General features: G+C 45.3%; 5 protein-coding genes and 1 rRNA gene. 3 read left to right on the top strand and 3 right to left on the bottom strand.

The annotated features are described in order from the left end of the window. Positions 1–98 precede the first annotated feature (98 nt). Positions 99–1,475 (top strand): oxygen-independent coproporphyrinogen III oxidase, encoded by a 1,377-nt coding sequence (gene hemN, locus KO531_RS13930; protein ID WP_263162672.1) that lies wholly within the window; start codon positions 99–101, stop codon positions 1,473–1,475. A gap of 97 nt (positions 1,476–1,572) precedes the next feature. Here the strand turns inward: hemN and add are convergent, their stop codons facing one another. Continuing rightward, the gene (gene add / locus KO531_RS13935) at positions 1,573–2,568 is read right to left on the bottom strand and encodes an adenosine deaminase (protein WP_219251466.1); all 996 of its coding nucleotides are present in this window, start codon (positions 2,566–2,568) and stop codon (positions 1,573–1,575) included. A 210-nt stretch (positions 2,569–2,778) separates the two neighbouring features. Here add and KO531_RS13940 point away from each other — a divergent pair, with 210 nt between their 5' ends. After that, positions 2,779–4,590, top strand: a complete 1,812-nt coding sequence (locus KO531_RS13940) for a DUF885 domain-containing protein (protein ID WP_219251467.1) — start codon at positions 2,779–2,781, stop codon at positions 4,588–4,590. Positions 4,591–4,685: 95 nt separating this feature from the next. Then, entirely contained in the window at positions 4,686–5,669 is a 984-nt protein-coding gene (locus KO531_RS13945) for an alpha/beta fold hydrolase (protein ID WP_219251468.1), read from the top strand. Here KO531_RS13945 and KO531_RS13950 read toward each other — a convergent pair. Further along, entirely contained in the window at positions 5,626–8,076 is a 2,451-nt protein-coding gene (locus tag KO531_RS13950; protein WP_219251469.1) for a GGDEF domain-containing phosphodiesterase, read from the bottom strand. The two genes, KO531_RS13945 and KO531_RS13950, sit on opposite strands and share 44 nt — an antisense overlap. A 299-nt stretch (positions 8,077–8,375) precedes the next feature. Beyond that, positions 8,376–8,460 (bottom strand): 5S ribosomal RNA (rrf, locus tag KO531_RS13955); the annotation flags it as partial.

Consider the following 8,460-nt stretch of genomic DNA (forward strand, 5'->3'; position numbering starts at 1 on the left):
AAAAAGACAGACGTCATTTTTACAACCTAGATCAAGGTTATTTACTTAAGAACCTTGCATACTTCGCTTGTTGCTAATTTACCCACGGAGGACACGCCTTGAAGCAGCCCACTCAGATTAGCTGGGATCAGTCGATGATCGAAAAATATAACTACAGCGGTCCCCGTTATACCTCTTACCCAACGGCATTAGAGTTCGATGACACATTCACCGAACAAAACCTGCTGACGGCCATTGAAAATAGCAAAAGCGATAAACTGTCGCTGTATATTCATATCCCGTTCTGCGCCAAGCTTTGTTATTACTGCGGCTGTAATAAAGTCATCACCCGTCACCAACACAAAGCCGATCAGTACATTGAATATTTAAGCCAAGAAATTATTAAACGTGCCCCCCTGTTCAAACATTACAGTGTGACCCAAATGCATTGGGGCGGCGGTACACCCACGTTCTTAAATCCAGAGCAGATTCTTAAACTTACGTCATTGATTAAAGCTAACTTTAACTTTGCGGAAGAAGGCGAGTACTCAATTGAAGTCGATCCTCGCGAGATTGAGCTGTCAATGCTCGACACGTTGAAAGAAGCGGGCTTTAACCGGATATCCATCGGTGTACAAGATTTCAATAAAGAAGTGCAAATTGCCGTTAATCGCGAACAAGATGAGCAATTTATCTTCGACTTAATGGCCAAAGCAAAAGCCATGGGTTTTGTGTCAACCAACATAGATTTAATCTATGGTTTGCCACACCAAACGCCAGAAACCTTTGCCGCCACTATGCAGCGCGTTTTAGATTTATCGCCTGACCGTTTGTCGGTATTTAACTATGCTCACTTACCTGCGCGCTTTGCCGCTCAACGTAAGATCAAAGACGAGCATTTACCTTCGCCAAAACAAAAACTCGAAATGCTGCACCAAACTATTGAGACCTTAACTGGCGCTGGCTACCAATATATCGGTATGGACCACTTTGCTAAACCCGATGACGAGTTAGCCAAGTTGCAGCGCGAAGGCAGACTGCACCGCAACTTCCAAGGTTATACCACCCAAGAAGAATGCGATTTGTTAGGTCTTGGCGTATCATCCATCAGTCAGATTGGCGACTGCTATGCGCAAAACCAAAAAGATATCCGCCCTTACTATGAGGCCATAGATAAGGAAGGCCATGCTTTGTGGAAAGGTTGCAGCCTAAACCGTGATGATGAAATCCGCCGCGTCGTGATTAAACAGCTGATTTGCCACTTCGAACTGGATATGGCGAAAATTGATGAGAAACTGGGGATTAACTTCGAAACCTATTTCGCAGAAGATCTTAAGTTAATGCAGACATTTATCGATGATAAGTTAGTTGAAATCGTCGACAGACAGATCACTATCAGCCCTACTGGCCGTTTATTGATCCGCAATATCTGTATGTGCTTCGATCTTTACTATCGTCAAAAAGCGCGTCAGCAACAGTTCTCACGCGTGATCTAAAACGCTTATTGCTGCACTCGCAAACGCTCACAAAAAATCCGACTCTAGAGTCGGATTTTTTATTGATGGCTATTTTTATTAACGACTCAGAATCGACTTATACCTTAGCGGCATAGAGTGCTTTGCGCTCACTGTCCGATAAAAATGCCATTTCAACGCCGTTACGTTGCACCTGCGCTAACTCAGCATCGGTTAACTTGAGTTCAGATTTGGCGATACGATACTCATGATTAATATCGATAGCGCTCACACCGGGATCATCGGTATTTAGGCTTATCAACACGCCTGCATCCATAAAGGTTCTGAATGGATGCTCAGCGTAAGAAGCCACAGTAGAAGTATGCAAGTTACTGGTTGGGCAAGATTCGATGCCAATACGGTGCTTAGCAAGATATTCCATCAGCTTAGGATCGTGAATCGCGTTCACCCCATGACCAATTCGAGTTGCGCCAAGTTCTTGAATCGCTTGCCACATACTTTGTGAACCCGCAGCTTCACCGGCGTGAGCCGTAATCGCGAGGCCAGCATCACGAACACGTTTAAAGTGATCGTTAAATAACTCGCCAGGGAAGCCCATTTCATCGCCGGCTAAGTCCATAGCCACGAGATGTTGTTTATGGGCGAGTAAGCCTTCAAGTTCTTGAGTACAAGCAGCTTGACCAAATGAACGTGACATAATGCCAATCAAATTGATCTTCACGTTATAGTCTTTTAAGCCCGCTTTAACGCCGTCAACTACCGCCTCAACTACGCCTTCAATCGGTAACTTATGGTTCATCGCCATATAGTAAGGACTAAAACGTAACTCAGCGTAATCTAAGCCAGATAACGCCGCATCGGCAACGTTTTCATAGGCGACGCGTTTAACTGCATCCAAATCTGCGAGTACGGCAACCATCCAATCGAGCTTCTTTAAGAAGGCGACTAAGCTAGTTTCTTTCCCCTGAATTTGCACAAAAGGTGCGAGCGTCTCTAAAGAATCGGCAGGTAGCGCAATGCCGTGTTGGTGTCCTAGTTCCCAAATGGTATTTACCCGCACATTACCGTCTAGGTGACGATGCAGATCCACCAATGGAATGGATGTATCAATCATATTTAACCCCTATTTGAACTACCCAGCCAATGCTTTTGTTATTTGGTCGCGGGCGGACACTAAGTTTAACACGCATTTTCGGGGGCATTTATGCGCTAAACGCATTTAAATTCACATTCAGTCACAATTCTGCTTAATATCCATACAAGGAACGGCCGCATTCATCAGGCATAATGACTTCAATAACAACGAAAATATCAGAGATCTAACATGCATAAACTCTTAACCCCCAGTTTATTGATATGCGCATTAGGCGCCTGCAGTGCCACTCAAACCACAAAAAATATTCAAACCCCATCGTCACAGACAATATCAGCAGCACAGTCGCAAGTTGAGCCAATCGCTCCCGCGCTGCAAGCGATTATCGACCAAAGCTGGCAATTACAGCTCAGTGCGAATCCTGAAATGGCTTACAGCATGGGCGATGCCAGTGCCGCAGGAAAATTAACGGATCTCTCGCCAGCCGCGCTCGCTAAGCTTAATCAAGGTCAAATCGCAGTACTAGCGCAGCTCAAAGCACTCGACCGCAGCAGTTTGAGTAAAGAAGATAAGATTAACGCTCAAATACTGGAAGATCAGATCCAAAACGATATCGACCTATATCGTTTCAAGGATTATTACCTGCCCATTACGGCGGAAAGCGGCTTCCACGCTTATATCACGTCAATCGCACAGGGAAGATTCAACACCCTTGAGGATTACCGCAACTATATCGCCAAACTCAATGCACTCCCGACCTATTTCGCCCAGCAAACCCACTGGCTAAAACAAGGATTAGCCGAGGGAATAACGCCGCCAAAAGTGACACTCAATGGCTTTGAAGACAGTATCAGCGCTTATATCGTCCCTGTTGAAAAGAGCAGTTATTTCAAACCTTTTACGCAATATCCCAACTATTTCAGTGAGGCACAAAAAACTCAGCTAACCCAAGAAGGTCGCGCTTTAGTCGAGCAAAAAGTCCTACCGCTATATCAAAACTTCTATGATTTCATGACTAAAGAGTACATTCCCAATGCACGGGAAAATATCGCAGCCAGTAGCTTACCTAACGGTGCTGAGTTTTATGAGAATCGGGTACGTTACTATACGACCTTGAATATGACGTCGACGCAAGTGCATGAACTGGGCGTAAAAGAAGTACAACGTATCCGCCAAGAAATGGAACAAATCATCGCGTCAGTAGGTTTTAAAGGCAGCTTTGCCGACTTCTTACATTTCCTGCGGACCGATCCTCAGTTCTACACCACCAGTGCCGATCAGTTACTCAAAGAAGCGGCATTTATTGCCAAAAAAGCCGATGCCATGCTGCCTAAGTACTTCGGCAAACTCCCACGCCAGCCCTATGGTATAGCACCAGTGCCCGCCGAAATTGCACCGAAATACACCACAGGGCGATATTCAGGATCGAACAGCGATGATGAACCCGGTTACTACTGGGTCAACACTTATGCATTGGATAAGCGCCCACTCTACGAGCTAGAAGCCTTAACCTTGCACGAAGCCGTACCCGGTCATCATCTGCAAATTTCACTCAACTCTGAGCTAACCTCACTCCCAGATTTCCGTCGTTATGGCTATATCTCTGCCTTTGGTGAAGGATGGGGGCTATATTGCGAATATTTAGGTTTAGAAGCTGGTTTCTACCAAGATCCATACAGTAACTTTGGTCGCTTAACCTATGAAATGTGGCGCGCGGCGCGTTTAGTCGTAGATACTGGCATGCACGCCCAAGGATGGAGTCGTCAACAAGCCATCGACTTTATGGCCAGCAATACCGCACTATCACTGCACAATGTCACTACCGAAATTGACCGCTATATTTCGTGGCCAGGACAAGCCTTGTCCTACAAAATTGGTGAGTTAACAATCAAACGATTACGTGCCAAGGCAGAACAGGAACTCGGCGACAAATTTGATATTCGTGCCTTCCACGATGCTGTGCTCGAAAATGGCTCTGTACCTATGTCGATCCTCGAACAGCAAATCAATGATTTTATTGAAGCGAAAAAGGCGACACGCTAAGTTAATGAAATTCATGGGAGTCGGTATTTTCAGACTCCCATGGTTGTCTGTTACACTCTAACAAACCATTCAAGCCAAATGATTTGCGACTGAGTATGAGCAAAGCCAAAGCGACATTTTCGACTGAACACGATTTAAATACCTCAGAGCAGCAAGCCTTCTGGCAAAGCGTTGTTCAAGACACGCTAGCCTCTGCCGACGGCGTCACGCTGGCCTATATGATGGTCAAACATCCCCAAGCGCATACCGCAATCGTTCTCAGCAGTGGCCGAGTCGAGTCCTATTTAAAGTATCAAGAATTGGTCTTCGACTTATACCAACAAGGTTACTCTGTTTATGCCATAGATCACCGTGGCCAAGGGCTGTCGGATCGTATGACAATCAATCCACACATGGGCCATGTGCGAAGATTCAATGATTATATTGATGACTTTGCTCTATTTATGCAGAAGATAGTGTTACCACAAAACGACAAACAACTCATGCTACTTGGCCATTCAATGGGTGGCGCGATTGGCACTTTGTATCTCAAACAGCATCCCGATATTTTTACCGCCGCGGCATTTTCAGCGCCCATGTATGGCATTAAATTACCTATGCCAAAAGCGTTCGTACGCTGGTTAGCCAGTAAACTCGATACCACACTCAATGGCGGCGAGCCTAATTATGTACTTGCAGGACAAAACTATAAACCTGTTCCATTCAAAGGTAATGAGCTAACTCACAGCCAGACCCGATACCAAGCCTACCGAGAATTGTATGATGCTGCCCCTAAGTTACAACTCGGTTCACCCACTAACCGTTGGTTGACTGAATCTTTAGATGCGGCAGATACTTGCGTACTGGCAACGGCACAAATTCGCACTCCGATACTGATACTGCAAGCGAGTGAAGATAAGATTGTTGATAATGCGGCCCAGAATCTCGCCGTGAGTACCCATTGCCAATTGAAAGTAATCGCTGGGGCTGCCCATGAGATTTTTATGGAAAAAGACGCCTGCCGAAACCAAGCCTTAAACTATGCTCTCGACTTCTTTAAACGCTACGCAATAAAGGACGAGGACAAACAAGCTGGATAAAGTCCGCTTGGTTTAAGGCTCGACTGAATAAATAGCCTTGATAGCCATCACAGCCAAGTTCAACAAAAGCTTGATATTGTTGGGATGATTCGACACCTTTGGCGACAACGCTCAAATTGAATTGCCGCGCAGAGGTAATAAGTACATTCACTTTTGTTGGCATTGTGGTTAATGAATCAATACAACTCATATCCAATTTAACCGCAACTAATGGCTGATTAGCTAAGCAGCTCAAGGCACTCAAGCCCGAACCGAAATGATCGAGGATGATACCTACACCTACTTCAACTAACTTAGAAACACGCTCATCCACAAACTGTGGTTGCATTAAAAATGCGGCCTCATTGAGCTCAATACCCAGTTGATTAGCACCAATACCATGCTCCTTAACCAACCCAACGAATGTATCAACAAAATCTGCCTGACCAAATGAGAATGCACTGATATTGAGAGTCAAAGGAGGCAAACTCCTTCCTTGAGCCCGCGATTTCTGAATAAACAGACACACCCGCTTAGCCACCCAAAGATCAAGCTCAGCAATAATTCCCCCTTGTTCTGCTAACGCCACAAATTCAGCTGGCGGAATAAACTCTCCATCAGCACGATACCAACGCGTGAGCACTTCTGCCGAGACAAGTTCACTGGTCGCATTGATCACAGGCTGGAACATTAACGTTAAGCTATCTTGTTGTAATGCGGTTTGTAATTCCTGTTGCAACAGCTCATCACGGCTCTGGCGAAAGTCCATTTCAGCATGGTAAAAAGCGCACCCAGCTTGACCTGCTTGCTTAGCGCTTAACGTTGCTAACTCGGCACGACGCATCACTAAAGCAGGCTCTAAGGTTTCTATACTATCGAGTAAACAGATCCCCACACACGCGCTAAGCTCAAAGTGATGATGACCGTAATGGAATGGTCGAGCAATCACTTGCCTTAACTCACTCGCAAGGGCTAAAGCACGACGAGCAGCGGCTGACGCATCTGCCGCTAAATCTTTAGCAAGCAAAACGAAATTACCAGACTCTAATCGACCGACCGTTATATTTTCAGTGAAATAACTCGATAAACGGGCCGCGATTTGCGTTAACAAGCGCTCTAATTCATGGGAATTTAAAGTGGCGACCAATCCTAAGCGATCCACCTCAACGAGCAGCAATGCTCCCCATTGCCCCGAACTATTACCTTGGGTTAAAAATTGCGATAAACGCACCATAAAGACATCGGGCAACATCTTGCGACCGACAACAGATTGATCCACAAGCTCAGTAATTGCAGCATGGTTCTTCGCGCTTTCTGACACATCCATATGAATGCCTATCATGCGAGTCGGGCGCCCTTGGGGATCCCAATCAACTAACATACCGCGGTCTAACACCCACACATAATGGCCATCTCTATGCCGTAAGCGGTGAACACTTTCAAATTCTTTACTCTTTCCGCTAACGTATTCCTGCAAAGCATCTAACACAATCTGCTTATCATCGGGATGTAGCCGCGTCTCCCATGTCTGGAATACTCCAGCCAATTCATCAGGCGCATAACCAATCATCTCTTTCCAGCGATCAGAAAGAAAAACCTCCCCCGTACTGATGTCCCAATCCCAAATACCGTTACGCGAACCTTCCACAGCAAATAACCAACGCAATTCACTGTCATTCAGCTGTTTAACTGCCCGACTTAAACGCTCATGTGCCTGCTGCAAACTGGCTTGCAAAGATAAAACTTCAGATGAACTCCAAGGTATCGATGTCGAAAAGGAAGAAGTACCGACCTGCTTAGCTGCCTCGCTCAACATTTGGAATGGGCGGATCAACAGGAAATATAAAATAAAGGTAAAGCCAATCAGCAATAATCCGCCAAGGCCCCAAACCCGCATAAAACGTTGCTGCAACTTAGCAGAAGCTTCGGCAACTAAAGGGGCTAAATCGGCTTCAAGATAAATCAAATCAACAGCCCCACCATACTGGGGAAGAACGGGATAATATGCTTGAATAGTTAAACGGTCGAGATTAACGAGGATCTGCGGAAGAAAAGCTTGAACCACAGAGCGGTGAAGATCTACATCATAACCATCGATGACTTGAGTCGCATTGCTATCTCGCCACACAGTATGATTAGCAAAACGAATACGGCTTTCAGCATCAACCAAGATATACACCATAGTGCCCATATCCAGCGCAGCTAAGGATACTTCCTGCTCAATCCGCTCCACATCCTGTAAAGCTTGCGCCGATTGAACCACATTCTGCATGCGGAACAACTGTTGCTTTATCAAAGCCGACTGTCGCTGCGCAAGTTCAGCCCTAACTTGGTCACTTTCGAACAGGTACTCGCCTATGACCAACACTAAATATAGGGTCAGCATACAAAGAGGAAGCAGTACCGCGAGCGAAAGCTTACGAAGCATAGGCAACAGATGGCCGTTAACAAAAAAATTAATATTTTTGTATGCTAACGGGAAACTAACCACTAAGCAAAAGGACTTATCAAACTAAGCGAGATCTTCATGTAAATAATCAACTTAGAGTATAAAAGTCTGAAATAAAGGAAGGAAAAAACGTAAAGAACTAGCAGAAGAACCAAAACTAAAATGAATAGAACAATGCTATATAGCATTGGTCTTTAAATGACAATTTAACAAATTGCAGACGCAAAAAAGCCAGCTTATTCAGCTGGCTTCGTTACATCTCAATGAGATAATTAGGCGCTTGGCGATGACCTACTCTCACATGGGGAGACCCCACACTACCATCGGCGCGTTTGCGTTTCACTTCTGAGTTCGGGATGGGAT

Source organism: Shewanella sp. NKUCC06_TVS (genome assembly GCF_019345515.1).
GTDB classification, from domain to species: Bacteria; Pseudomonadota; Gammaproteobacteria; order Enterobacterales; family Shewanellaceae; genus Shewanella; species Shewanella oncorhynchi.

Bases quoted from the DNA above. Each gene is read 5' to 3' on its own strand.
- KO531_RS13950 (WP_219251469.1), bottom strand. From the start codon at position 8,076: ATGCTTCGTAAGCTTTCGCTCGCGGTACTGCTTCCTCTTTGTATGCTG.
- KO531_RS13940 (WP_219251467.1), top strand. From the start codon at position 2,779: ATGCATAAACTCTTAACCCCCAGTTTATTGATATGCGCATTAGGCGCC.
- KO531_RS13945 (WP_219251468.1), top strand. From the start codon at position 4,686: ATGAGCAAAGCCAAAGCGACATTTTCGACTGAACACGATTTAAATACC.
- add (WP_219251466.1), bottom strand. From the start codon at position 2,568: ATGATTGATACATCCATTCCATTGGTGGATCTGCATCGTCACCTAGAC.